23 protein-coding genes are annotated in these 26,518 nt (G+C 62.9%); 18 read left to right on the plus strand and 5 right to left on the minus strand.

Translation table 11 applies throughout. The features are described 5' to 3' along the window. Positions 1-160 precede the first annotated feature (160 nt). Together ligA and def are read left to right on the plus strand one after the other, a co-directional pair. Complete coding sequence (gene ligA, locus P3T25_RS02310; protein ID WP_266257364.1) at positions 161-2,227, plus strand: NAD-dependent DNA ligase LigA; 2,067 nt, start codon at positions 161-163, stop codon at positions 2,225-2,227. Further along, entirely contained in the window at positions 2,224-2,757 is a 534-nt protein-coding gene (def, locus tag P3T25_RS02315; protein ID WP_266257365.1) for a peptide deformylase, read from the plus strand. Before ligA ends, def begins: the two co-directional genes overlap by 4 nt. A 152-nt stretch (positions 2,758-2,909) precedes the next feature. Here def and P3T25_RS02320 read toward each other — a convergent pair whose 3' ends face one another. The 4 genes from P3T25_RS02320 to map form a co-directional block, all read right to left on the minus strand. Next, the gene (locus P3T25_RS02320; protein WP_429357367.1) at positions 2,910-3,641 is read right to left on the minus strand and encodes a pseudouridine synthase; all 732 of its coding nucleotides are present in this window, start codon (positions 3,639-3,641) and stop codon (positions 2,910-2,912) included. Then, a complete protein-coding gene (locus P3T25_RS02325; RefSeq protein ID WP_429357368.1) occupies positions 3,641-5,056 on the minus strand; it encodes a hypothetical protein in 1,416 nt (471 codons plus the stop codon). The genes P3T25_RS02320 and P3T25_RS02325 overlap by 1 nt, the downstream gene beginning before the upstream one ends. A 154-nt stretch (positions 5,057-5,210) precedes the next feature. Further along, positions 5,211-7,790 (minus strand): [protein-PII] uridylyltransferase, encoded by a 2,580-nt coding sequence (locus P3T25_RS02330; RefSeq protein ID WP_266257367.1) that lies wholly within the window; start codon positions 7,788-7,790, stop codon positions 5,211-5,213. 31 nt (positions 7,791-7,821) lie between these two features. Next, positions 7,822-8,631: a type I methionyl aminopeptidase gene (gene map, locus P3T25_RS02335; RefSeq protein WP_429357369.1), complete on the minus strand. Its 810-nt coding sequence runs from the start codon at positions 8,629-8,631 to the stop codon at positions 7,822-7,824. A gap of 410 nt (positions 8,632-9,041) precedes the next feature. Here map and rpsB point away from each other — a divergent pair, with 410 nt between their 5' ends. The 16 genes from rpsB to P3T25_RS02415 all read left to right on the plus strand — a co-directional run bounded on the left by rpsB (position 9,042) and on the right by P3T25_RS02415 (position 25,262). Beyond that, the gene (gene rpsB / locus P3T25_RS02340) at positions 9,042-9,794 is read left to right on the plus strand and encodes a 30S ribosomal protein S2 (protein WP_154566005.1); all 753 of its coding nucleotides are present in this window, start codon (positions 9,042-9,044) and stop codon (positions 9,792-9,794) included. 193 nt (positions 9,795-9,987) lie between these two features. After that, entirely contained in the window at positions 9,988-10,869 is an 882-nt protein-coding gene (gene tsf, locus P3T25_RS02345) for a translation elongation factor Ts (RefSeq protein ID WP_097389605.1), read from the plus strand. 217 nt (positions 10,870-11,086) lie between these two features. Continuing rightward, entirely contained in the window at positions 11,087-11,800 is a 714-nt protein-coding gene (gene pyrH, locus P3T25_RS02350; protein ID WP_006048674.1) for a UMP kinase, read from the plus strand. A gap of 100 nt (positions 11,801-11,900) precedes the next feature. Beyond that, positions 11,901-12,461 (plus strand): ribosome recycling factor, encoded by a 561-nt coding sequence (gene frr / locus P3T25_RS02355; RefSeq protein ID WP_054035184.1) that lies wholly within the window; start codon positions 11,901-11,903, stop codon positions 12,459-12,461. A 64-nt stretch (positions 12,462-12,525) separates the two neighbouring features. After that, complete coding sequence (uppS, locus tag P3T25_RS02360; protein ID WP_154566004.1) at positions 12,526-13,308, plus strand: polyprenyl diphosphate synthase; 783 nt, start codon at positions 12,526-12,528, stop codon at positions 13,306-13,308. Then, positions 13,302-14,123: a phosphatidate cytidylyltransferase gene (locus tag P3T25_RS02365; protein WP_266257369.1), complete on the plus strand. Its 822-nt coding sequence runs from the start codon at positions 13,302-13,304 to the stop codon at positions 14,121-14,123. The genes uppS and P3T25_RS02365 overlap by 7 nt, the downstream gene beginning before the upstream one ends. Before the next feature lie 10 nt (positions 14,124-14,133). Beyond that, positions 14,134-15,339, plus strand: a complete 1,206-nt coding sequence (locus tag P3T25_RS02370) for a 1-deoxy-D-xylulose-5-phosphate reductoisomerase (protein WP_266236943.1) — start codon at positions 14,134-14,136, stop codon at positions 15,337-15,339. Between the two features lie 7 nt (positions 15,340-15,346). Continuing rightward, the gene (gene rseP / locus P3T25_RS02375) at positions 15,347-16,732 is read left to right on the plus strand and encodes an RIP metalloprotease RseP (protein WP_266257370.1); all 1,386 of its coding nucleotides are present in this window, start codon (positions 15,347-15,349) and stop codon (positions 16,730-16,732) included. 67 nt (positions 16,733-16,799) lie between these two features. After that, positions 16,800-19,103 carry an outer membrane protein assembly factor BamA gene (gene bamA, locus P3T25_RS02380; RefSeq protein ID WP_154566000.1) on the plus strand — a complete coding sequence of 768 codons (2,304 nt, stop codon included), beginning with the start codon at positions 16,800-16,802 and terminating at the stop codon, positions 19,101-19,103. A gap of 74 nt (positions 19,104-19,177) precedes the next feature. Then, positions 19,178-19,714, plus strand: coding sequence for an OmpH family outer membrane protein (locus P3T25_RS02385; RefSeq protein WP_171925998.1), 537 nt, complete (start codon positions 19,178-19,180; stop codon positions 19,712-19,714). A gap of 108 nt (positions 19,715-19,822) precedes the next feature. Next, the gene (lpxD, locus tag P3T25_RS02390; protein ID WP_266257371.1) at positions 19,823-20,926 is read left to right on the plus strand and encodes a UDP-3-O-(3-hydroxymyristoyl)glucosamine N-acyltransferase; all 1,104 of its coding nucleotides are present in this window, start codon (positions 19,823-19,825) and stop codon (positions 20,924-20,926) included. 222 nt (positions 20,927-21,148) lie between these two features. Continuing rightward, complete coding sequence (fabZ, locus tag P3T25_RS02395; protein WP_020065638.1) at positions 21,149-21,613, plus strand: 3-hydroxyacyl-ACP dehydratase FabZ; 465 nt, start codon at positions 21,149-21,151, stop codon at positions 21,611-21,613. Between the two features lie 94 nt (positions 21,614-21,707). Further along, the gene (gene lpxA / locus P3T25_RS02400; protein ID WP_429357370.1) at positions 21,708-22,496 is read left to right on the plus strand and encodes an acyl-ACP--UDP-N-acetylglucosamine O-acyltransferase; all 789 of its coding nucleotides are present in this window, start codon (positions 21,708-21,710) and stop codon (positions 22,494-22,496) included. A 3-nt stretch (positions 22,497-22,499) separates the two neighbouring features. Beyond that, entirely contained in the window at positions 22,500-23,669 is a 1,170-nt protein-coding gene (gene lpxB / locus P3T25_RS02405; RefSeq protein ID WP_171925999.1) for a lipid-A-disaccharide synthase, read from the plus strand. Continuing rightward, complete coding sequence (gene rnhB / locus P3T25_RS02410; RefSeq protein WP_266257373.1) at positions 23,666-24,430, plus strand: ribonuclease HII; 765 nt, start codon at positions 23,666-23,668, stop codon at positions 24,428-24,430. The genes lpxB and rnhB overlap by 4 nt, the downstream gene beginning before the upstream one ends. A gap of 49 nt (positions 24,431-24,479) precedes the next feature. Then, positions 24,480-25,262: a TrmH family RNA methyltransferase gene (locus tag P3T25_RS02415; RefSeq protein WP_168435949.1), complete on the plus strand. Its 783-nt coding sequence runs from the start codon at positions 24,480-24,482 to the stop codon at positions 25,260-25,262. 76 nt (positions 25,263-25,338) lie between these two features. Here the strand turns inward: P3T25_RS02415 and ppsR are convergent, their stop codons facing one another. Further along, positions 25,339-26,154, minus strand: a complete 816-nt coding sequence (ppsR, locus tag P3T25_RS02420; protein ID WP_154565996.1) for a posphoenolpyruvate synthetase regulatory kinase/phosphorylase PpsR — start codon at positions 26,152-26,154, stop codon at positions 25,339-25,341. Between the last annotated feature and the right edge of the window lie 364 nt (positions 26,155-26,518).

Consider the following 26,518-nt stretch of genomic DNA (forward strand, 5'->3'; position numbering starts at 1 on the left):
GCTTCGCAATTGCGCAGTATTCGACGGCCGCACACTGTGCGGCCGTTGGCGTTTGGGGCGGAATAACGAACGCACGAAACTGGCCATTCGGCCGATGTAAAGGGGCACGCTTCCTGCGATAATCCAATGTCTGAATTTCACTGAAGAACCTTCCGACAGCATGGCCCGAACCTCCGTCTCAAACCCTGCAACCAGCGCTCCGGCAGAGCGGGCCGCGTGGCTGCGCGCGGAACTCGAACGCGCCAATTACGCGTACTACGTACTCGATCAGCCGGACTTGCCGGACGCGGAGTACGACAAGCTCTTCAAGGAGCTGGAGCGAATCGAGACGGAGCACCCGGACCTGGTGGTGCCGGATTCGCCCACCCAGCGTGTGGGCGGCGAGGCGTCGAGCGGCTTCGAGCCGGTTGTGCACGATCAGCCCATGCTTTCGCTGAACAATGGTTTTGCCGACGAAGACATCGTTGCGTTCGACAAGCGCGTCGGCGACGCGCTCGGCAAGAACGCGAGCGAACCGCCGGTGCCGGTGGATTACGCCGCTGAACTGAAGTTCGATGGCCTTGCCATCTCGTTGCGTTACGTCGACGGCGCCTTCGTCCAGGCGTCCACGCGCGGCGACGGCGCCACTGGCGAGAACGTTACCGAAAACGTCCGCACGATCCGATCCATTCCGCTCAAGCTCAAGGGCAAACGCGTGCCGAATGTGCTCGACGTTCGCGGCGAAGTGCTCATGTTCAAGCGCGATTTTGAACGCCTGAACGAACGCCAGCGGGCTGCTGAGCAGAAGGAATTCGCTAATCCGCGTAACGCTGCCGCGGGCAGTTTGCGGCAGCTCGACTCGAAAATCACTGCGCAGCGGCCGCTGTCGTTCTTCGCTTATGGAATCGGTGTGGTCGAAGGTATCGAAATGCCGGCTACGCATAGCGAACTGCTCGACTGGTACAAGGAACTCGGCTTGCCGGTGAATGGCGAGCGCGCGGTGGTGCAGGGCGCCGAAGGCTTGCTGGGGTTCTTTCACGCGGTGGGCGAGAAGCGCGATACGCTGCCTTACGATATCGACGGCGTCGTCTACAAGGTCAACCGGCGCGATGAGCAGGACGCGCTCGGCTTTGTCTCGCGCGCGCCGCGTTTTGCTCTCGCGCACAAATTCCCCGCGCAGGAAGCGCTGACCAAGCTCGTTGCGATCGACGTGCAGGTCGGCCGCACCGGCGCGATTACGCCGGTTGCGCGGCTGGAACCGGTGTTCGTCGGCGGCGCGACGGTCACGAACGCAACGTTGCATAACGAAGACGAAGTGCGCCGCAAGGATATCCGCATCGGCGACACGGTGATCGTGCGGCGCGCCGGCGACGTGATTCCCGAAGTGGTGAGCGCGCTGCTCGACCGCCGCCCGGACGACGCCCGCGAGTTCGTCATGCCCACGCAGTGTCCGGTGTGCGGCTCGAGCATCGAACGGCTGCCGGACGAGGCGATTGCGCGCTGCACGGGTGGCCTGTTCTGCCCGGCGCAGCGCAAGCAGGCGCTGTGGCACTTCGCGCAGCGGCGAGCGCTGGATATCGACGGGCTCGGCGAAAAGATCATTGATCAGCTCGTCGAGCAGAACTTGGTGCGCACGCCAGCCGATCTGTTCAACGTCGGCTTTGCGACGCTCGCTGAACTCGACCGCTTTGCCGAAAAGTCCGCTCAGAATTTGCTCGACTCGCTTGAAAAGGCCAAGCACACCACGCTGGCGCGCTTCATTTACGCGCTCGGTATCCGGCATGTGGGCGAATCGACGGCGAAAGATCTGGCCAAGCATTTCGGCTCGCTGAATCCGATCATGGATGCCTCGGTCGAAGAATTGCTGGAAGTGAACGACGTGGGTCCTGTGGTGGCCGAGTCGATTCATCAGTTTTTCGCCGAAGAGCACAACCACACGGTGATCGAGCAATTACGGGCTCCAGGGAAGGTCACCTGGCCGGAAGGACCGCCCGCGCCGAAGGCGCCGCAAGGCGCGCTGACCGGCAAGACGGTCGTCCTGACCGGCACCTTGCCGACGCTCGCCCGCGAAGAGGCGAAAGAAATGCTCGAAGCGGCTGGCGCGAAAGTGGCCGGATCGGTGTCGAAGAAAACGGACTACGTGGTGGCCGGAGCCGAAGCGGGCAGCAAGTTGGCGAAGGCCGAGGAACTCGGCGTCCCCGTACTCGACGAAGATGGTATGCGTAAGCTCCTGGAGGGGCAGTTATGATCCGCGAAATTCTCAAGATGGGCGATCCGCGCCTTTTGCAAATTGCCGATCCGGTCGATCACTTCGACACCCCCGAACTGCATGAGCTCATCAAGGACATGTTCGAGACCATGCACGACGCGAACGGCGCGGGGCTCGCCGCGCCGCAGGTCGGCGTCAACCTGCAGGTGGTGATCTTCGGCTTCGGGCACAACGAACGCTATCCGGATGCGCCGCCGGTGCCGGAGACGGTGCTGATCAACCCGACCATCACGCCGGTGTCGCTGGATATGGAAGAGGGCTGGGAAGGCTGCCTGTCGGTGCCGGGCCTGCGCGGCGCGGTGAGCCGGTTTTCGATGATCAAGTATCACGGCTTCGACCAATACGGCAAGCCGATCGACCGCGTCGCCGAGGGCTTTCACGCGCGTGTCGTGCAGCATGAGTGCGATCATCTGATCGGCAAGCTGTACCCCATGCGGATCAACGATTTCGCGAAGTTCGGCTTCACGGAAGTCCTGTTTCCGGATATGGACCCGAATAGCGACGACTGACGTCGCTGTATTCTGGCCTGCGGCGGACGAATTGACGGCTGCGCCGCCGGCATAAAAAAAGCCCACGTTTTTACGTGGGCTTTTTGTTGGGCGAGCGTCACGGTGCGCGGGCACCCTGAGTCTCTAGCTATTTAAGCGTCAAGCTCCCGGCATCAGAACGACTCGTCCGCCGACAGATAGCGCCATTGACCCGGCGGCAGTGCGCCCAGCATCACTTGACCCATCCGTACACGCTTCAGGCCGATCACTTCGAGGCCGACCAGTTCACACATCCGGCGGATCTGGCGTTTCTTGCCTTCGCGCAGTACGAAACGCAGTTGCTCGCCGTTTTGCCAATTGACCTGTGCGGGTTTCAGTGGCACGTCGTCGAGCGAGAGGCCGTGGCATAAGAGCGCAAGGCTTTCCGGCGGGAAGTGGTTTTCGACGTCGGTGGTGTGCTCGCCGAACGCCACGCGCACCAGATACTCCTTGTCGATCTCCGAATGGCCGCCAATCAGCTGCTTGGCAATGCGGCCGTCCTGCGTCAGCACCAGCAAGCCCGTCGAGTCGATGTCGAGGCGCCCGGCCGGCGCGAGTTGGCGCAGATGCGAGACCGAGAAGCGGATGTCCGAACTGTCGCCTTCCCAGCGATTTTCCGGCGTAACCAGCGTGATCGCCGGTTGATAGCCGTCTTCCGCCTGGCCCGATACGAGGCCCACGGGCTTGTGGATCAGGACTGTCACCTGGCTCGCTTGCGCCGCTTCGGCGGCGGGGTCGATCTCGATGCGCTGGTCCGGACGAACCTTGGTGCCGAGCGTGTCGATCCGCTCGCCGTCGACCAGCACCCAGCCTTTTTCGATCCACTCGTCGGCTTCGCGGCGTGAGCACAGGCCGAGTTCCGACATCAGCTTGGACAGGCGCAGCGTGCCCGGTGCGTCTTCGTAATCGCGGCGCGGCGTGCGCGGAGCGACATCGGCGTCATTGTCGCGTTCGGCTCTGGCTGCGGGCGCCGGGCCACGCGGCTTGTCGGCACGGGCGGGGCGGTTGTCGTCGCCAAAGCGGCGGCCGGCAGCCGGCAGCGCCTTGTCGAAGCTGCGGGCAGGGCGTTCGCCCCGGTCACTACGTTCGTTACGTTCGCCGGCACGCGGCGGACGATCGCCGAATTCACGTTTGGCTGGGGCGCGTTCGCCGCGGTCGTCGCGCGGTGCGCGCGCCGGACGGTCCGTGCGGTCACCGTAGCCGCTTTTGACGGGCTTCGCGAAAGTGCGCTCGCCACGCTCGGAGGCGCCACGTTCGCCTTCAAAACGGCGCGGTGCTGCGCTGTCGCTGCGGCGCTCCTGAGGGGCGCCACGGTCGCTGCCGAAGCGGGGCCGATCCGAGGCGTCACGTCCCGGACGCTCGCCACGCGGTCCACCTTCCGATGGGCGGCCTGCACCCGGGCGCGGACCACTGAACGAGCGGCGTTCGCCGTCGTCACGGCGCGGGGCGCCGTTGCCTTCGAAGCTGCGTGGTGCGCGTTCGCTGCGATCTGTGCTGCCTTCGAAGCGGCGGGGTGCACGTTCGCCGCGATCGCCAGTACCTTCAAACCGGCGCGGGGCGCCTTGGCTGCGTTCACCGTCAGCGCGACGCGGAGCACGTTCACTGCGATCACCACCGCCTTCAAACTTGCGAGGTGCACGCTCACTATCGTCCCGACGCGGCGGACGGTCGTTGCCCTCAAATCGACGCGGAGCGCTTTGGCTACGTTCGCCGTCAGCACGGCGCGGTGCGCGTTCGCTGCGATCAGCGCCACCTTCAAACTTACGGGGGGCACGAGCGCCCTCGTCCCGACGTGGCGCACGATCGCCGCCGCCCTCAAACCGGCGCGGAGCGCCTTGAGGGCGTTCACCGTCAGCGCGGCGCGGAGCGCGTTCGCTGCGATCAGCGCCACCTTCAAACTTACGGGGCGCACGAACGCCCTCGTCCCGACGCGGCGCACGATCGCCGCCGCCTTCAAATCGGCGTGGAGCGCCTTGACTACGTTCGCCGTCAGCGCGGCGCGGAGCACGTTCGCTACGATCGCCACCACCTTCAAACCGACGTGGCGCACGTTCACCATCGTCCCGACGCGGAGCGCGATCACTGCTGCCTTCGAAGCGACGTGGCGCACCACCGGCCCCTTCACGCCGCGGCGGCCGATCCGACGGCGCCCGGCGCGCAGCGCCAGCATCCCGCTCGCGGGAAAACGATCCTTCAGCCCGTGGCGCACGCGCCCCGGCGCCTGCCGGCTTGCCCGCACCCGCCGGCCGCTTGCCACCACCCGCTGCGCCAGCGCCTTCACCCCGCGCCCCGTTAAACCCGGCCGTCGGCGTAGACGGCCTTGGCCCGGTCGGGCGCGTCGGCTTACGCGCCGAATTGCTTCCGGTACGGACAGGGGCGCGTTCGGACGAAGCCGGCCGCGGGTGCTTGGCTGTTAATTTGACTCGCATGAAATCTCACACTGCAATCGCGCGCAGCAGTTCGGTCTCGACCTGAATTTGCAGGCGGTTGTCCGACAGACCGTGTCCATCCAGCAGGAACACGTCTTCGACACGTTCGCCGAGCGTATTGATCCGCGCCGACGCAACGCCGACCCGGTGCTCGGCCAGCACGCGCGCGATTGAATAAAGAAGGCCTGGCCGGTCGTTCGCAGACACGGACAGGATGTAATATTGGCCGCGCTCGTCGGCCCGAAGATCGACGCGCGGCGTAACAGGGAAGGTCCGCGACAGCCGTGACAAACGGCCTTTCGACGGTCCCGGAAGCAGGGTGCCGTCACCGGTCAGGCGTGCGGTCAGTTCCTGTTCGACCAGATTGGCAATATCGCGATAATGCACGTCTTCTTCGGTATGCGCGACGAGGAAATTATCGAGCGCGTACCCGTGGCGGGTCGTGCTGACCCGCGCATCGAGCACCGACAAGCCATTGCGGTCGAAATACGCGCAAATGCCGGCGAACAGATCGGGCTGGTCTTTCACATACACCAGCACCTGAAGCGCTTCGCCAATCGGTGAAGGACGCGCCCGCACGATCGGGGTCGCGGTTTCGACGTGCCGGTACAGCACACGGGTCTGCCACGCGATATCCGCGGCGTCGTGGCGCAGGAAGTAGCCGATGTCCAGCTTGTCCCACAGCGCCTTTTGCGCGCCTTCCGGCACGGTTTCGAGGCGCAGCAGCGCAAGCGCCTCTTCCTGGCGCGATTTCAGTTCCGAATGCGCGTCAGGCCGTGCGCCGCCGAGCACCGCCAACGTTGCGCGGTAGAGGTCCTCGAGCAGCTTGCCTTTCCACGTGTTCCAGACTTTCGGGCTGGTGCCGCGAATGTCGGCCACGGTCAGCAGGTAAAGCGCGGTGAGCCGGCGCTCGTTGCCGACCAGTTCGGCAAAGCGCTTGATGACTTCGGGGTCGCTCGTATCCTGCTTCTGCGCGACCTGGCTCATGGTCAGATGCTGCTGAACCAGCCAGACGACCAGTTCGCCGTCCTCGCCCTCGATGCCATGGTTACGGCAGAAGCGCCGCGCGTCGGCCATGCCGAGCGTGGAATGGTCGCCGCCGCGGCCCTTGGCGATGTCGTGAAACAGCGCCGCCACGTACAACACCCACGGCCGGTCGAAATTGGCGATCAACTGGCTGCAGAACGGATATTCGTGCGCGTGCTCGGCGACCGCGAAGCGGCGCAGATTACGCAACACCATGAGGATGTGCTGATCGACCGTGTAGACGTGATACAGGTCGTGCTGCATCTGCCCGACGATGCGCCGGAAGTTCAACAGATAGCGCCCGAGCACGCTGGTCTGGTTCATCAGCCGCAGCGCGTGCGTGATGCCGGCAGGCTGCTTCAGGATGTCCATGAACAGGCGCCCGTTTTCCGGATCGCGCCGCCAATGCTGATCCATCACGTCGCGGGCGTTGTAGATCGCGCGCAGCGTGCGCGCCGACAAACCCTTCACGCCCGGCGTCTGTTCGTAGAGCAGAAAAGCTTCGAGGATCGCGTTCGGCTCGCGCTGGAAGACGTCATCGCTGGCGATCTCCAGCATGCCCTGCTTCTCGACGAAACGGTCCGACAGCACGCGCGTGATGCCGCTTGTGTTCGGGAAGAGCTGCGCTTCGATGTTCTGGATCAGGATGGTGGCGAGCTGCGTGACGGCTTTGGCGGACCAGTAATAGCGGCGCATCAGTTGTTCGCTGGCGCGCTTCGTGGCCGTCGGTTTATAGCCGAAGCTTTCGGCCACCGGCGTTTGCAGGTCGAACACCAGAATGTCCTGGCGGCGGCCGGCGATCACATGCAAGCGGGCACGCAGCGTTTTCAGGAAGCCTTCGTTGCGGCGCAGTTCGCGCGCTTCGCGCTCGGTGATCAGGCCGCGTGCTTCGAGCTCGCGCCAACTGCTGCCGAAGCCGGCCGCCTGGGTAATCCACAGAATCAGTTGCAGATCGCGCAGGCCGCCCGGGCTTTCCTTGATGTTCGGCTCGAGCGCATACGGCGTGTCCTGAAACTTGGCGTGCCGCTGGCGCATTTCCAGTACTTTGGCCTGGAAGAACGCGCGCGGGTCGAGCGTTTCGCGGTAGCGCTTCGCAAAGTCGTCGAAGAGCAGGGTGCTGCCCGTAATGCGCCGCGCTTCGAGCAGCGAGGTGCGCACGGTGACGTCGTTGGCGGCTTCTTCGACACACTGCACCACGCTGCGCACGCTGCTGCCGAGTTCGAGCCCCAAATCCCACGCGAGGCTGATAAAACGTTCGATGCGCGCTTCGAGATGCGCGATCGGCGCGTCGGGCAGCAGGACCAGAATGTCGATGTCGGAGTGCGGCGCGAGTTCGCCCCGCCCGTAGCCGCCGACCGCGAGCAGCGCCAGCTCGGGCGGCAGCTCACAGGTATTCCAGGCGGCGCGCAGCGACTCGTCCGTGGCGCGCGCCAGCGCGGCCATCAGCGAGTCGACGTTGGAGGCGGTCTTGAAGCGTTCCAGCAACTGGGCTTTGGCCACTTTGTAGTCCGCCTTGAGCGACGTGGCATGGGATTGGGCGACGGCTGGAACACTACTCATTGGCAGGCGGGCGGGTGGGGGCGGAAGTCGTTCAGGCCGTGGCCGCGACAACCGGCGGACGCGCGGGCGTGCCGGCCGAGACAGTCAGCACGTCGTAACCGGTTTCGGTGACGAGCACGGTGTGTTCCCACTGTGCCGACAGGCTGCGGTCCTTGGTTTTGACGGTCCACTGATCCGGCATGGTGCGGATGTCGCGCCGACCGGCGTTGATCATCGGTTCGATCGTAAAGACCATGCCGGTCTGCAGCTCGAGCCCGGTGCCGGGACGGCCGTAGTGCAAAATCTGCGGGTCCTCGTGAAACACCGTGCCGATGCCGTGGCCGCAATATTCGCGCACCACGCTGTAGCCTTGCCCTTCAGCATGCTTCTGGATGGCGTAGCCGATGTCGCCGAGATGGGCGCCCGGGCGCACCTGATCGATGCCGAGCCACATGCATTCGAAGGTGGTCTGCACGAGGCGCCTGGCCATGATCGAGCCTTCGCCGACGATGAACATCCGGCTGGTGTCGCCGAAATAGCCTTCCTTGATCACCGTGACGTCGATATTCAGTGCGTCGCCGTTTTTCAGCGTCTTGTCGCCCGGAATACCGTGACAGATCACGTCGTTCACGGAAATGCAGGTGGCTTTCGGGTAAGGCGGATAGCCGGGCGGCTGATAATTCAGCGGCGCTGGAACCGTGCCTTGCACCTGGAGCATGTATTCGTGACACAGCCGGTCGAGTTCGCCGGTCGTGATGCCCGCCGTGACGAACGGCGTGATGTAGTCGAGCACTTCGCTAGCGAGCTTGCAGGCGACGCGCATCTGCGCGATATCGTGTTCGTTTTTGAGCGTAATAGCCATGAGTCGGGCCTGAAATGCGATTTATTGCAAGATTATCGCACCATATTCCCGCTGCCGCAGGGTTTTGCCACGGTTTTGCAATAAGGGGGTGGGCGCGCAGGTGCAACCCGCCTGCGGCAAACGGGAGCTACCGCGCAGGTTGAGTCGGCCGATAGTCACGTGCTATAATCTTTGGCTAAGTCGATCTCTGTCTTATTTTGTTGCTCTATTAGTCACTCTGATGAGTCTGATGAGCGCAAACTGGCAGGAAAGGCGCCTCGTAGCGATAGTTGCCTGCGCTACAGGTCAGGCAGTACCAAGGCAGCAGACTCGCAAGCCGGCGCACCCAGGGTGTCCGTCGCGTTCAGCCAAAAAAGGCAGCGCGGCAGATACGGCAGCCGGCTTAAGACCCAACCCTCGCGGAGATTTTCATGGCAGTTACCATGCGTCAAATGCTGGAAGCCGGTGTCCACTTCGGTCACCAAACGCGCTTCTGGAACCCGAAGATGGCCCCCTTCATTTTCGGCCATCGCAACAAGATTCACATCATCAACCTCGAAAAGACGCTGCCGATGTACAACGACGCGCTGAAGTACGCGCGTCAACTGGCAGCGAATCGCGGCACGATCCTGTTCGTCGGCACGAAGCGTCAATCGCGCGACACGATCGCTGAAGAAGCGCAACGCGCTGGCATGCCTTACGTCAACGCACGCTGGCTCGGCGGCATGCTGACCAACTTCAAGACGCTGAAGGTCTCGATCAAGCGCCTGAAGGACATGGAAGCATCGCTGGAAGCTGGCGAAACCGAACGCATGAGCAAGAAGGAAGCGCTCCTGTTCGAACGCGAAATGGCCAAGCTGCAAAAGTCGATCGGCGGCGTGAAAGACATGGGCGGCATTCCGGACGCGATCTTCGTGGTCGACGTCGGCTACCACAAGATTGCCGTGACCGAAGCTAACAAGCTCGGCATTCCGGTCATCGCCGTGGTCGATACGAACCACTCGCCGGAAGGCATCGACTACGTGATCCCGGGTAACGACGACGCTTCGAAGGCTGTCGCTCTGTACACGGCTGGCGTGGCTGACGCAATCGTCGAAGGCCGTGCTAACGCGGTTAACGAAGTGGTGCAAGCTGCTCGCGGTGGTGACGGCGACGAGTTCGTCGAGGTCAACCCGGAAGCGTAAAGCTGCCCCGTGTCCGGCAAAAAAGGGGGCTTTCTACAGGCCCCCTTTTTTTAAGCCGCGACAAAGTAGTGGTGCGCTGTGAGCAGTGCCTGAAACATAGTCCGTAGAAAATACGTGCGATGTTGAAACGAATTCTTGCCGCCGGTATCGAAGTCCGGGCGGCGTGTGACAGACGGAACTCAAGGAGCAAATGATGGCGGCAATTACCGCAAGCATGGTTGCAGAACTGCGCGCAAAGACCGACGCGCCGATGATGGAATGCAAGAAGGCGCTGACGGAAGCCGAAGGCGACATGGCGCGCGCTGAAGAGCTGCTGCGCGTGAAGCTGGGCAACAAGGCCAGCAAGGCAGCGTCGCGCGTGACGGCTGAAGGCGTGGTCGCATCGTTCATCGGCGGCAACGCTGGTTCGCTGGTCGAACTGAACTGCGAAACCGACTTCGTCTCGAAGAACGACGACTTCCTGGCATTCTCGAAGACGGTCGCTGAACTGGTCGCTACGCAAAACCCGGCTGACGTCGCTGCCCTGTCGGCACTGCCGCTGGACGGCTCGACGGTCGACGCAGTGCGCCTCGCGCTGGTCGGCAAGATCGGTGAAAACCTGTCGATCCGCCGTTTCGTGCGTTTCGAAACCTCGAACAAGCTGGCAGCATACCTGCACGGCACGCGTATCGGCGTGCTGGTCGAGTACACCGGCGCGGACGAGCAGGTCGGCAAGGACGTGGCAATGCACATCGCCGCCATGAAGCCGGTCTCGCTGTCGTCGGACGACGTCCCGGCGGATCTGATCGCGAAGGAACGTAGCATTGCTGAGCAGAAGGCTGCTGAATCGGGCAAGCCGGCTGAAATCGTCGCCAAGATGGTCGACGGCAGCGTGCAGAAGTACCTGAAGGAAGTGTCGCTGCTGAACCAGACGTTCGTTAAGAACGACAAGCAGACGATCGAACAGATGCTGAAGGCTGGCAACGCAAGCGTGCAGAAGTTCGCGCTGTTCGTGGTCGGCGAAGGCATCGAGAAGAAGCAGGACGACTTCGCAGCCGAAGTGGCCGCTCAAGTCGCTGCTGCAAAGCAACAATAAGTATCGCTTAAGCTTCAGTTAGTACCGTTGGACCCGCGGCGGAGCAAGACTTTGCCGCGGTCGGCGGCGCCGCAAGGCTGCGCGCGGGTGACCCTCGTGGCGCACGCCGCTGGCGGACCCGAGGGTTCGTCAATTTGGCGGCGCTTGCCCGAATCAGCATTTCACCCCTACATTAGTCCCTTGTTGTTGCCCTGTTCTGCGCGATCTGGATACCTCTATGCCCACTGCCTATAAACGCGTCCTGCTCAAACTCTCCGGTGAAGCTCTGATGGGCGACGATGCCTTCGGCATCAATCGCGCGACCATCGAACGAATGGTAGCGGACGTGGCCGAAGTGGTCCGTCTCGGAACGCAGTTGGCCGTGGTGATCGGCGGCGGTAATATTTTCCGCGGCGTCGCGGGCGGCGCGGCCGGTATGGATCGCGCCACGGCCGACTACATGGGCATGCTGGCCACCATGATGAACGCGCTGGCGCTGCAGGACGCAATGCGCCACGCCGGTATCGAAGCGCGCGTGCAATCCGCGCTGCGCATGGACCAGGTGGTCGAGCCTTACATCCGTCCGCGTGCGATTCGCCAGCTCGAAGAAGGCAAAGTCGTGATTTTCGCGGCCGGCACGGGCAATCCGTTCTTCACGACCGATACGGCCGCCGCGCTGCGCGGTTCGGAAATCGGCGCGGAAGTCGTGTTGAAAGCCACCAAGGTGGACGGCGTTTATTCGGCCGACCCCAAGAAAGACCCGAGCGCGACCCGTTACACCACGATCAGCTTCGACGAAGCCATCGGCCGCAATCTGCAGGTGATGGACGCCACGGCATTCGCGCTGTGCCGCGATCAGAAGCTGCCGATCCGGGTGTTTTCGATCGTCAAGCCGGGTGCGCTCAAGCGCATCGTATTAGGCGAGGACGAGGGCACCCTCGTCCACGTGTAAACTCTCGTTCACATAACGTGGGCTTTAACGCGAGCCCAGGCCGCCGCATAGTGCGCGCGCTGGCCGGCTCGCACCGTTTTGAAGGTTCGGAGGTTTAAAAATGTCTGTGGCTGATATCAGGAAGGGCGCTGAACAAAAGATGCAGCGTTCCATCGACGCGTTCAAGAACGACTTGTCGAAGATCCGCACGGGCCGTGCACACACGGGCCTGCTCGATCACATCCAGTGCGATTACTACGGTTCGCCGGTGCCGATTTCGCAGGTCGCGAATCTGACGCTGATCGACGCACGCACGATCGGCGTGCAGCCGTGGGAAAAGAAGATGGTCCAGGTCGTCGAAAAGGCGATCCGCGAGTCGGACCTCGGTCTGAACCCGGCGACGCAAGGTGACGTGATCCGCGTGCCGATGCCCGCGCTGACCGAAGAACGCCGCCGCGAACTGACCAAAGTGGTCAAGAGCGAGGCGGAAACGGCCAAGGTCGCTGTTCGTAACCTGCGCCGTGATGCAAACGAGCAACTGAAGAAGCTTGTGAAAGACAAAGAAATTTCTGAAGATGACGAGCGCCGTGCAGGTGACGACGTTCAGAAACTGACGGACAAGTTCGTCACGGAAATCGACAAGCTTGTAGTGACCAAAGAAGCCGAGATCATGACGGTCTGAGGCCGGTTGGCTCAGCACCTTTAAGATCTCCACTTCTTTTTTTGCAGTCACTGTCCCGACGGCCATGACCTATACCAGCTCAACCGTGCGCGTGCCTGATGTCGCCGCGGTGCCGCGACATATCGCGATCATCATGGACGGCAACGGCCGTTGGGCGACCCAGCGCCGTCTGCCGCGCGTGGCCGGCCATACGCGCGGCGTCGACGCAGTGCGTGCGGCCGTCGAGGCCTGCGCCCGGCAGGGCGTCGAATACCTGACGCTGTTTGCCTTCAGTTCGGAAAACTGGCGCCGCCCGAACGACGAAGTGTCGTTCCTGATGCGCCTGTTCGTCACCGCGCTGGAGCGCGAGATCGGCAAGCTGCACGCAAACGGCATCCGTCTGCGCGTGGTTGGCGATCTGTCCCGATTCGATACGCGCATCCGCGACCTGATCCGGCGCGCGGAAACCAAAACCGCGCGCAATACCCGCCTCACGCTCACCATTGCCGCCAACTACGGCGGCCGCTGGGACATCATGCAGGCCACCCGCAAGCTCGCCGAACAATCGGCGCTGGCGGGCAAGGCGGTCGAGGTGAACGAGGATTCGTTCGCCGAACACCTGTCGATGGCCTATGCGCCGGAGCCGGACCTCTTTATCCGCACCGGCGGCGAGCGCCGCGTCAGCAACTTCCTGCTGTGGCAACTCGCTTACACCGAGTTCTACTTCACCGACACGTTCTGGCCGGATTTCGACGCCGACGCGCTCGGCCACGCCATCGCATCCTACGCGGAGCGTGAGCGACGCTTCGGCCGCACCAGTGCTCAACTCGAGCCGCAATCGCAGAACGTCGATTCGCTTCCATGCTAAAAACCCGTGTCATCACGGCGATCATCCTGCTGGCGATCTTCCTGCCGGTCACGCTGTTCGCGCCGGTGGGCGCGTTCGGCGCGCTGATCGCCTTCGTCGTCGTGTTCGCCGCGTGGGAGTGGGCGCGTCTGCTGAAGCTCGGCGGCGCGGGCCCAGTCATTTACGCGCTGGTTGCTGCGGTGGCGCTGGTCGCGAGCACGCGGCTCGGCACCGGCGTCGAGGAGCCCCGGCCGCTCTTTCAGGCGGCCGCCATTTTCTGGGTGATCGCGGGGCCGTATGTGCTCCTGCGCAAGCCGACTCTCGCGCAAGGCGCCTGGCGCGCGTTTCTCTTTCTTGCCGGCATTGTGGTATTCGTCGCGTGCTGGCATGCTCTCGTCGCCGCGCGCATGCAGGGCGTGGCCTTCGTGCTGTCGCTGCTCCTATTGGTATGGCTGGCCGATATCGGCGCATACTTCTCTGGAAAAGCTTTCGGAAAGCACAAGCTGGCGCCTGCCATCAGCCCGGGTAAGACTTGGGAAGGCGCGATCGGCGGCTGGCTGGTGGTGATGATCGTCGCGGCGGCGGCGGTCTTTTTGCACGCGTTCGAGCCGACCCTGTATTCTGCGCTGCTGGCGCAATGGGGCGCCGTACGTACGCTGCTCGCCCTGACCCTGCTGGTGGTATTCAGCGTGGTGGGCGACCTGTTCGAATCCATGATGAAACGCCAGGCCGGAGTGAAAGATTCAAGCGGCCTGTTGCCTGGGCACGGTGGCGTACTCGACCGCATCGACGCATTGTTGCCGGTGCTGCCGCTTGCCATGCTGCTGCTCGGCTAGAGAAAGAGATATGCAAAAACGTCTGACATTGCTCGGTTCCACGGGCTCGATTGGAGACAGCACGCTCGACGTCGTCGCGCGTCATCCCGAGCGCTTTTCGGTGTACGCGCTCACGGCGCATCGCAACGGCGACAAGCTCGTCGAGCAATGCCTGCGCTTTCAGCCTGAAGTCGCGGTAGTCGGCGATGCCGATACCGCTGCGCAGGTCGCGGCGAAGTTGCGCGAAGCCGGCTGCAAGACCGAAGTCACGTATGGGCCGCAAGCGCTCGTCGACGTGTCGAAGAGTGACGGCTGCGATACGGTCGTAGCGGCGATTGTCGGCGCGGCAGGCCTCGCGCCGAGCCTCGCTGCCGCGCGTGCCGGCAAGCGTATCCTGCTCGCCAACAAGGAAGCGCTGGTGATGTCCGGCGCGATCTTCATGGACGCGGTGCGTGACAACGGCGCCGTGCTGCTGCCGGTCGACAGCGAACACAACGCGATTTTCCAGTGTCTGCCGCGCGAAGCCGCACAGCATGGCGGCGTGTCGAAGATCATCCTGACCGCGTCAGGCGGCCCGTTCCGCACGCGCGAACCGGCCACGCTGGTCGACGTCACGCCGGACGAAGCATGCAAGCATCCGAACTGGGTCATGGGCCGCAAGATTTCGGTCGACTCGGCCACGATGATGAACAAAGGCCTTGAAGTGATCGAGGCGCACTGGCTCTTCGATCTGCCGGGCGAGCGCATCGAAGTGCTGATTCACCCGCAAAGCGTGATCCATTCGATGGTGTCATACGCCGACGGCTCGGTGCTCGCACAACTGGGCAATCCCGACATGCGCACGCCGATCGCGCATGCGCTGGCATTTCCGGACCGCGTCGATTCGGGCGTGGCGCAACTGGATCTGCTGCAGGTCGCATCGCTGTCGTTCGAAAAACCGGATTACACGCGCTTCCCGTGTCTCGCGCTCGCGGTGAAAGCGCTGGCCGAGGGAGGCCTCGCGAGCGCGGCGCTCAATGCCGCGAACGAAGTCGCTGTTGAAGCGTTCCTGTCGCGCCAGATCGGTTTCATGACGATCGCTCAGGTAGTCGACGCCGTACTCAACGCGTTGCCGAACCGCAGCGCGCACGCACTGGAAGACGTGATCGAAGCGGATGCGGCCGCGCGCCGCGCCGCTGCCGACTTCATCGCGCGCCTGCCGGTCAGCGCCCGTCGCACGGAACGCGCCGTCCAGTGAGGCGCCTATGAACCTGCTGATCGAACTGCTTGCCTTCGCGGTCGCGATTGGCGTACTCGTGGTTGTCCACGAGTACGGGCATTACAGCGTGGCGCGTTTGTGCGGCGTCAAGGTGCTGCGTTTCTCGATCGGCTTCGGCAAGCCGCTGTTCCAATGGGTGAGCCCGAAGACGGGCACCGAATGGACGATTGCCGCACTGCCGCTCGGCGGCTACGTGAAGATGCTCGACGAGCGCGAAACCGGCGGGGCGCCGATTCCCGTTGAAGCCTTGCCGCATGCGTTCAACCGGCAGTCAGTGTGGCGCCGCTTCGCGATTGTCGTCGCCGGGCCGGTCGCGAATTTCCTGCTTGCCATCGTGCTGTTCGCCCTTGTGTTCGCCACGGGCGTGACGGAGCCGGCGGCTGTGGTGGCGGCACCCGCGCCGAATACGCCGGCCGCGCTGGCCGGTTTCGACGGTGGCGAAACGATTGTTGCCGTGCGTGCGGAAAACGCCGGCGAATCCGAGCGAGTGCGTTCGTGGTCCGACCTGCGCTGGAAACTGCTGGGCGCGGCATTCGATCACAAGCGCGTCGTGCTGAGCGCGAAAGACGCGCACGGCACCTCGGATTTCCAGCTGGATCTGCGTGGTATCACCGAGAAAGACGTCGACGACGACTTTATGTCGCGTCTCGGTTTCGAGCCGGGTGGTGGCAAGCTGACCGTCGCCGGGGTGCAGCCGGGTAGCGCGGCGCAAAAGGCAGGCCTTGGGGTGGGCGACCGTCTGCGCGCGATCAACGGTATCCCTACCGACAATGCCACGGCCTTCATCGCTTATGTAAAATCGCACGCCGGCACGCCCGTGACGCTGCAGGTTGAGCGTGGTGGGCAAGCCGCGGGCAAGCTGGAAGACGTTCGCATCGTCCCGCAGTCGCAGCGGGATGACGCGACGGGGCAGCAGATCGGCCGTATCGGTGCGGAACTCGCCACCCAGGTGCCGTCGATCGACGTGCGTTACGGGCCGGTCGAAAGCTTGCAACTAGGCGCGCGCCGTACGTGGGATCTGGCTGTTTATTCGGTGCGCATGTTTGGACGGATGATCGTTGGCGAGGCTTCGCTGAAGAATCTTTCCGGCCCCGTGACGATCGCCGATTACGCAGGAAAGAGCGCACGTCTAGGTCCTTCTGCATTCCTGTCGTTCCTGGCCCTTGTCAGTATTAGTCTCGGCGTACTGAACCTGTTACCAATTCCGGTATTGGACGGGGGTCATCTGTTATATTATTTGGTTGAAGCTGTAACCGGCAAAGTTGTCTCCGATCGCTGGCAACTCGTTTTTCAGAGGGCGGGTCTCGCCTGCATCGTCGCGTTGTCGGCGATTGCGCTGTTCAACGATCTGGCTCGTTTAATCCATTTTTAAAGTGTCTGGCGGCGTTCACGATGGCGACCGCCCGACCTGATGCAGCTATACACACTGGGGAAGCACGTTGTTTAAACCTCATCGCTTTGTTCCAAAGACGGTTATAGCCGCGGCGTTTGCCGCGCATGGGCTGGTTGCTCACGCAACGACGCCCTTCGTGGTGCAAGACATCCGGATCGAGGGATTGCAACGCGTCGAACCCGGTACCGTGTTCGCGTACCTGCCCATCAAGCAAGGCGACACCTTTAGCGACGACAAGGCTTCCGAAGCCATTCGCGCGCTGTACGCCACGGGCTTCTTCAATGACGTCAAGATCGCGACGGAAGGCAGTGTCGTCATCGTCCAGGTGCTGGAACGTCCGGCTATCGGCACGATCGACTTCGCCGGCATTCACGAGTTCGACAAGGAAAACCTGACCAAGGCGCTGCGCGCGGTCGGCTTGTCGCAAGGCCGTTACTATGACAAGGCACTCGTCGACAAGGCCGAGCAGGAACTGAAGCGCCAGTACCTGACGCGCGGTTACTATGCCGCGGAAGTCACCACCACGATCACGCCGATCGACCGCAACCGCGTGTCGGTGCTGTTCTCGGTGGCTGAAGGTCCGAGCGCGAAGATCCGCCAGATCAACTTCATCGGCAACAAGGCGTTCAGCACGGGTACGCTGCGCGACGAAATGCAGTTGTCCACGCCGAACTGGTTCTCGTGGTACACGAAGAACGACCTGTACGCGAAAGACAAGCTCACCGGCGACCTCGAAAACGTCCGCTCGTATTACCTGAATCGCGGCTACCTCGAGTTCAACATCGACTCGACCCAGGTGTCGATCTCGCCGGACAAGAAGGACATGTATCTGACGGTCACGCTGCACGAAGGCGAGCCGTACACGATCAACAGCATCAAGCTGGCTGGTAACCTGCTCGACCGCGAGCCGGAGCTGAACAAGCTCATCAAGATCAAACCAGGCGACCGTTTCTCGGCTGAAAAGCTGCAAGCCACCACCAAGGCGATCGTCGACAAGCTCGGCGAATACGGCTATGCGTTCGCTACTGTCAACGCGCAGCCGCAGATCGATCAGGAACATCACAAGGTCGACCTGACGCTGCAAGTGGACCCGAGCCGCCGTGTGTACGTGCGCCGCATCAACGTGGTCGGCAACACGCGCACTCGCGACGAAGTGGTGCGCCGCGAAATGCGCCAGCTCGAAAGCTCGTGGTTCGATTCGAACCGCCTCGCGCTGTCGAAAGACCGGATCAACCGTCTCGGCTACTTCACGGACGTGGACGTGACCACGGTGCCGGTGGAAGGCACGCCGGACCAGGTCGATGTGGACGTCAAGGTGGCTGAAAAGCCGACCGGCGCGATCACGTTGGGCGCGGGCTTCTCGTCGACGGACAAGGTGGTGCTCTCGGCCGGCGTGTCGCAGGACAACGTGTTCGGTTCGGGTACGAGTCTCTCGGTGAACGTGAATACCGCCAAGACGTACCGTACCTTGACGGTTACGCAGGTCGACCCGTATTTCACGGTCGACGGCATCAAGCGGATTACCGACGTCTACTACCGTACGTACCAGCCGCTGTACTACTCGACGGATTCGAGCTTCAAGATCGTCACGATCGGTGGTGACCTGAAGTTCGGTATTCCGTTCTCCGAAGTCGATACGGTGTATTTCGGCGCCGGCCTCGAGCAAAACCAGCTGGACGTCGACGCGAACACGCCGCAGAGCTACAAGGACTACGTAGCCGCCTTCGGCCGTGTGTCGAATAACGTGCCGATCACGGTGGGTTGGTCGCGCGACGCGCGTGACAGCGCACTGGTGCCGAGCCGCGGCTACTTCACGCAGGCGAACGCCGAATACGGCACGCCGATCGGCGGCACGCAGTACTACAAGGCCGACATCAACGCGCAGTACTATTATTCGTTCTCGCGCGGGTTCGTGCTGGGCTTCAACTTCCAGGGCGGTTACGGTAACGGTCTCGGCGGCAAGCCATATCCGATTTTCAAGAACTACTACGCGGGCGGTATCGGTTCGGTGCGGGGCTACGAGCCGAGTTCGCTGGGTCCGCGCGATGCGAAGACGAACGACCCGATCGGCGGCTCGAAGCTGCTGGTGGGTAACATCGAGTTGACGTTCCCGCTGCCGGGTACGGGCTACGACCGCACGCTGCGTGTCTTCACGTTCCTCGACGGCGGTAACGTCTGGGGTACGGAAGGTAACAGCATCGGCGCGAACGGCCTGCGTTACGGCTACGGTGTCGGTCTTGCGTGGATCTCGCCGATTGGCCCGCTCAAGCTCAGCCTGGGCTTCCCGCTCACGAAGCACACCGGCGACCAGTATCAGAAGTTCCAGTTCCAGATCGGGACGGCATTCTGATCCGGCGGAGGGCGACCCGGGCCTTTACGGGTGGCTTCCGGCGGTGGGCCCGGCCAAACTACAGTATCGAGAGGATGACTTTGCGAACCGGTATGTTTTCGAAACGTGTGGCTTGCGCGTTGGCGCTGGCAATGACGCTGGGTGTCGGCGTAGCGGGGGTCGCGCACGCCCAGGAAGCCAGGATCGCCGCGGTGAATTCGGACCGTATCCTGCGTGAATCGGCTGCCGCGAAGGCTGCACAGGTCAAGCTCGAGGCGGAGTTCGCCAAGCGCGACAAGGACCTGGCCGATATGGCGCAGAAGCTGAAGTCGATGTCCGACTCGCTCGACAAGAACGGTGCGTCGATGTCGGCCGCCGATCGCGCGCAGAAGCAGCGCGATCTGTCGCAGTTGGATACGGACTTCCAGCGCAAACAACGCGAGTTTCGCGAGGACCTGAACCAGCGCCGTAACGAAGAGCTGGCGGCGGTGCTCGACCGGGCCAACAAGGTGATCAAGCAGATCGCGGAGCAGCAGCATTACGACCTGATCGTTCAGGAAGCGGTGTACGTGAGCCCGCGCATCGACATTACCGATCAGGTGCTCAAGGCACTGGCGGCATCGGGCAACTGAACGCGCGCGCCGGGCACCGGCCGGGTTGCAGCGCAGGGTCGTAGAACTGACAAGTTGGACTGATTGTGCAGCAACCATCTCGCATGGGATCGGAGACAGAGGATAGGCATGGCATTTACGCTTGAGGACATCGTCCAGCAGTTCGGCGGTGAAGTAGTCGGAGAAGGTTCGCAGCGCGTCGGCAGTCTGGCGCCGCTCGACCAGGCAGGCCCGGACCAACTGGCGTTCCTCGCCAATCCGAAGTACCTGTCGCAGGTCGAGACGACCCGTGCGGGCGCGGTGTTGATCAATGCCGACGACCTCTCGAAACTCAGCTCCCTTACAGGCCGTAACTTCATCGTCACGCCGAATCCGTACGCTTACTTCGCGCGCGTCGCGCAGACATTCATCGACATGGCAGCGCCCAAGACCGTGCCCGGTGTGCATTCGAGCGCGACGATCGACCCGTTGGCCCAGATTGCCGCGAGCGCGGTGATCGGTCCGCACGTCACGGTGGAAGCGGGCGCGGTGATCGGCGAAAACGTGCGTCTGGACGCCAACGTGGTGATCGGCCGCGGCACGCGAATCGGTGCGGGCTCGCATCTGTATCCGAACGTCGCGGTGTATTACGGCTGCAAGCTCGGCGAGCGCGTGATTGTGCACGCCGGCGCGGTGATCGGTTCGGACGGTTTTGGCTTCGCGCCGGATTTCGTCGGTGAAGGCGATGCGCGTACCGGCAGTTGGGTGAAAATTCCGCAGGTCGGCGGTGTGTCGATCGCGGCGGACGTCGAAATCGGTGCGAACACCACCATCGACCGCGGCGCCATGGCCGACACGATCATCGAGGAGTGCGTGAAAATCGACAACCTCGTGCAGATCGGCCACAACTGCAAGGTCGGCGCTTACACCGTGATCGCCGGCTGTGCGGGCATTGCCGGCAGCACCACGATCGGCCGTCATTGCATGATCGGCGGCGCGGTTGGGATCGCCGGACACGTCACGCTGGCTGACTATGTGATCGTCACGGCGAAGTCGGGCGTCTCGAAGTCGTTGCTGAAGCCCGGCCTGTACACCAGCGCATTCCCGGCTGTGAACCATGCCGACTGGAACAAGAGTGCCGCTTTGCTGCGTAACATCGACAAACTTCGCGATCGTATCAAGGCGCTCGAAAATGCCGCTTCGGCAGGCAAGCCAGCCGGCGCGGCAAGCAATTCCGCGGGCGACGAAGCCTGAGAAGTATCGCGCTGACCTGCGGGTCAACCCGCACAACAATCCGCGGGCCAACCGGCCGGTACCGCGTAAAATAGCGGGCAAGCATCAGGAAGCAAAGTCGGTTGCCGTGACCGGGTGGCATGGCCGCCTGGTTTCGACAAGCGCCGGCAGCACGCGTTACCAACCCACCTGCACCAGCATCCGCAGTCATCATCGCGCAGTCAATGCGTGAGTAGAAACACCATGAGCACCGAAAAAATCAATCTCGACATTCATAAGATTCTCACGCTGCTGCCCCATCGTTACCCGATCCTGCTGGTCGACCGGGTGCTCGAACTCGAGCCGCATAAGAGCATCAAAGCGTTGAAGAACGTGTCGATCAATGAGCCGTATTTCCAGGGTCACTTTCCGACCCGTCCGGTGATGCCCGGCGTGCTGATCCTCGAAGCGCTAGCGCAAACGGCAGCCCTGCTGACGTTTTCGGAAGAGCCGAGCGATCCGTCGAACACGCTGTATCTGTTCGTGGGCATCGACAACGCGCGTTTCAAGCGCGTGGTGGAACCGGGCGATCAGCTGATCCTGAACTGCACGTTCGAGCGTCATATGCGCGGCATCTGGAAGTTCAAGGCGCGCGCCGAAGTGGATGGAGCCGTAGCGGCGGAAGCCGATCTGATGTGCGCGGTGCGGCACACGGACAAAGACGCTTGAAGCCGGTGTCCGGACGGTCAGCGGCTTATCCCGAGCGCTGCGAACTCCGGCTACGCCCATCCAGACAACGCAACAGAATCAGAAGCGAGGACGCATGAGCAGGATTCATCCCACTGCGATCGTCGAGCCGGGCGCACAAGTCGACGAATCCGTCGAAATCGGACCGTATGCCGTCATCGGCGCACATGTGACGATCGGCGCACGGAGCACGGTCGGTTCGCACAGCGTGATCGAAGGTCACACCACGATCGGCGAAGACAACCGCATCGGCCACTATGCATCGGTCGGCGGCCGTCCGCAGGACATGAAGTACAAAGACGAGCCGACCCGGCTCGTGATCGGCAATCGCAACACGATCCGTGAATTCACCACGATCCACACCGGCACGGTGCAAGACGCAGGCGTCACCACGCTGGGCGACGACAACTGGATCATGGCCTACGTGCACATCGGGCACGACTGCCACGTCGGCAACAACGTGATTCTGTCGAGCAATGCGCAGATGGCCGGCCACGTGACGATTGGCGACCATGCGATTGTCGGCGGCATGTCGGGCGTGCATCAATTCGTGCGCATCGGCGAGCATTCGATGCTGGGCGGCGCGTCGGCGCTCGTGCAGGACATCCCGCCGTTCGTGATCGCTGCCGGCAACAAGGCCGAGCCGCACGGTATCAATGTCGAAGGTCTGCGCCGCCGTGGTTTCTCCGCAGACGCGATCTCGGCGCTGCGCTCGGCGTACCGCCTGCTGTACAAGAACGGCCTGTCGCTTGAAGAAGCGAAGCTGCAGTTGCGCGAACTCGCATCCGCGGGTGGCGATGGCGATGCGCCGGTACAAACGCTGCTCGCGTTTGTCGAAGCGTCGCAACGCGGCATCATCCGCTAACCGATGGCTTTGAACCCGAGTCCCCTGCGCGTTGCGATGGTGGCAGGCGAGCCGTCCGGCGACCTGCTGGCGGCGTCGCTGCTCGATGGCCTCGCGAGCCGTCTACCCGCCGGCACCCAGTATTACGGGATCGGCGGCCCGCGCATGATCGCCACGGGTTTCGACGCCCACTGGCCAATGGAGAAGCTGACGGTGCGCGGCTATGTCGAAGCACTGCGGCATATTCCAGAAATCCTCGGCATCCGCAACGAACTGAAGCGCCAACTGCTGGCCGAGCCGCCGTCGGTGTTCGTCGGCGTGGACGCGCCCGATTTCAACTTCGGACTCGAGCATCCGTTGCGCGACGCGGGTATTCCGACCGTGCACTTCGTTTGCCCGTCGATCTGGGCGTGGCGAGGTGGGCGCATCAAGAAGATCGCCAAAGCGGTCGACCACATGCTGTGCGTGTTCCCGTTCGAAACGGCGCTGCTGGAAAAGGCCGGCATCGCGGCTTCGTACGTGGGCCATCCGCTTGCCGACGAAATTCCTCTGGTACCCGACACGCTTGGCGCGCGCCGCACGCTCGGCCTTGCCGAAAGCGGTCCGATCATCGCGGTGCTGCCGGGCAGCCGGCGCTCGGAGATCGATCTGATCGGTCCGACGTTCTTTGCCGCGATGGAAATGATGCAGCACCAGGAGCCCAGTTTGCGTTTCGTGATGCCGGCGGCCACGCCCGCATTGCGCGAAATGCTACGGCCGCTGGTCGATGCGCATCCTGGTCTCGCGCTGACCATTACCGACGGCCAGGCGCAAATCGCGATGACGGCGGCCGATGCGATCCTCGTCAAGAGCGGCACGGTGACGCTGGAAGCCGCGCTGCTGAAAAAGCCGATGGTGATCTCGTACAAGGTGCCCTGGCTGACCGGCCAGATCATGCGCCGCCAAGGCTATCTGCCGTATGTTGGCTTGCCGAACATTCTGGCGGGGCGTTTCGTCGTGCCGGAAATTCTGCAGCACTTCGCGACGCCCCAGGCGCTCGCCGAAGCGACGCTGAAACAGTTGCGCGACGAGGCCAACCGGCGCACGCTGACGGAAATCTTCACGGAGATGCATCACGTGCTGAAGCAGAACACCGCGCAGCGTGCAGCGGAAGTCGTGGCGAGCGTCGTCGAAAAGCGGAAGGCTCGGCCGTGACCACCGCTCGCGCTCCACGCCGCAAGGCCGCGGCTGTTGCAGGCGCGGCAACATGGCAGGTCGGTCTGGACTTCGAAACGCCGGACGACATCGTCTGCGGCGTCGACGAAGCCGGGCGCGGGCCGCTGGCTGGCCCGGTGGTCGCTGCAGCGGTGATTTTCGATCCGTCGAAGCCGATGATCCGCGGCCTCGACGATTCGAAAGCGCTCACCGCGAAAAAGCGCGACGAACTCTACGACAAGATCGTCGACCGGGCACTTGCGTACTGCATCGCGTCCGCTAGCGTCGAAGAAATCGATACGCTGAACATCCTGCACGCCACCATGCTGGCGATGAAGCGGGCGGTCGAAGGCCTTTCGGTCGTACCGACGCTCGTGAAAATCGACGGCAATCGCTGCCCAACGCTGAGCGTTCGCAGCGAAGCCGTGATCGGCGGCGATGCCTTGGTCAAAAGCATTTCGGCGGCGTCGATTCTCGCCAAGGTCACGCGTGACCGGATGCTGCTCGAACTGCATCAAGCCTATCCGGTCTACGGTTTTAACGCGCATGCCGGCTACGGCACGCCGCAGCATCTCGCGGCGCTGCGCGAACATGGGCCCTGCGAGCATCATCGGCGCTCGTTCGCACCGGTGCGTGAAGCGCATCAGCGTTTCGGCACGGCTTCGAAACAACTGCGGGCGGGCGGCATGATCATCGTGTCCGGAACGCTCACCGACGCCGTGCTCGACGACGACGCCTTCGGCGAACGCAGCGGCGCGTAAGCGCTGCGCGTTGCCCATTCTTTCCTCATTCTCACTGTCTTCGCTGCCTGTGAAAGCCATCACCTCGCGGGACAATCCGCTCTACAAGCGCCTCAAGGCACTGGCCGGCTCGACGCATCAGCAGCGTCGCAGTGGCCACGCGTTGCTCGAAGGGTTCCATCTCGCGAGCGCGTATCTCGACGTCGCCGGGCAGCCGGAAATGTGCATCGTCACCGAGGGCGCGTTGCGCCACGACGAAGCGCAGGCCATCGTGTCGCGCATCGACGAGCACCGTATCGTCACGCTGCCCGATGCATTGTTCGGCCAGGTGTCGAACGTCGTGCACGGTGTCGGGATTCTGCTGCTGGTCGAAAAGCTCGATACGCCGCTGCCGGAGAATGTCGGAGAAACCTGCCTCGTACTCGATGGCGTGCAGGATGCCGGCAACGTCGGTTCGATTCTACGGAGCGCGGCGGCCGCCGGTATTCAGCAGGTGTTTTGCGCGCCGGGCACCGCGTACGCGTGGTCGTCGAAGGTATTGCGCTCGGGCATGGGCGCGCATTTCCTGTTGCAAATCCACGAGGATGTCGAGGCGCAGGTATTGATCGAGCGCCTGGCTGTGCCCATCGTCATTACGGATTCGCACGGTGCCGAGGCGATTTACGACTGCGATCTAAGCGGGCCGCTCGCGTGGGTGTTCGGCAACGAAGGGGCGGGCGTATCGCAGACCTGGCGCGATGCGGTTTCGTTGCGGGTGACGATTCCTCAGCCGGGCGGCATGGAATCGCTCAATGTGGCCGCCGCCGCGGCTATCTGCGTGTTCGAACAGTGCCGCCAGCAGCGCCGCGCGTGACATTGCACTGACTGCAGGTCTGAGGCGACCTCCGCGATCACCTCAGCACCACGCACGCCCGCAAAACAGGCGCCGCTCAATAAACCGGCCGGTCCAGCTTGATCTCCTGCAGGATCGTCGTCGCGATTTCTTCGATCGACTTATGCGTCGACGACAACCACTTGACCCCTTCGCGCCGCATCATCGCTTCCGCCTCGTTGATCTCGTAGCGGCAATTTTCCGGCGCGGCGTACTTGCTGCCCGGGCGGCGCTCGTTACGGATCTCCGACAGCCGCTGCGGATCGATCGATAAACCAAACATCTTCTGCCGATGCGCCAATAGCGGCGTAGGCAGCTTGCCGCGCTCGAAGTCTTCCGGAATCAGCGGATAGTTGGCCGCTTTCACGCCGTACTGCATGGCCAGATACAGGCTCGTCGGTGTCTTGCCGCTGCGCGACACGCCGACCAGAATCACATCGGCATCGGCCAGATTGCGGTTCGATTGACCGTCGTCGTGGGCGAGCGAGAAGTTGATCGCCTCGATCCGGTTCTTGTATTCCTCGGTATCGGCGTTCTGGTGGCCGCGGCCCATCGCGTGGCTCGACTTGAGCTCCAGTTCCTGTTCGAGCGGCTCGACGAAGGTCTGAAACATGTCCAGCACGAGTGCATTCGAACCTTTGACGATCTGATTCGAGGCGCTGTCCACCAGCGTCGTAAAGACGATCGGACGGCGGCCGTCCTGCTGGATCGCTTCGTTGATTTTTTCTAGCGTGGCGTAGGCCTTTTCCGTCGAGTCGACGAAGGGCACGCGAACCAGGCGGAATTTCTGGTCGAACTGGGAGAGGATCGAATGCGCGAAGGTTTCGGCAGTGATCCCGGTACCGTCGGAGACGATGAATACGGTGGGCGGCATCAGTGGGGCTGGGGAACGTGAGCGGGAAAAAGCGCTCGAATGAAACATCGCTGCATGGATGTCGCTGCACGGTGGCTAACCGGAGATTGCAGCGGCGTCATGTCAGCGCGCCGTGGGCACCGCAATTGCGTCCGGATGGCGGTGGGGCCTCGCGAGAGCCTCGCAAGAGCCCGTCAGCCGGTCCGGGGCGCGATTCGAGGCGCAATTCTCGTCCGACTGTCACATTTTGAGAGTCGGCACGGTAGAATAGCGGCAACCTGTTGGATAAGCAATTGCAGGCGATTGGCGTCTAACTCACCGCGAACGGTCGGTCAACGCCACGCTTTGCGCCGGTAACTTGCGGCAAATTGAGAGATTGGGGCGG

This window comes from Paraburkholderia sp. GAS32, assembly GCF_050434225.1.
GTDB lineage: Bacteria > Pseudomonadota > Gammaproteobacteria > Burkholderiales > Burkholderiaceae > Paraburkholderia > Paraburkholderia madseniana.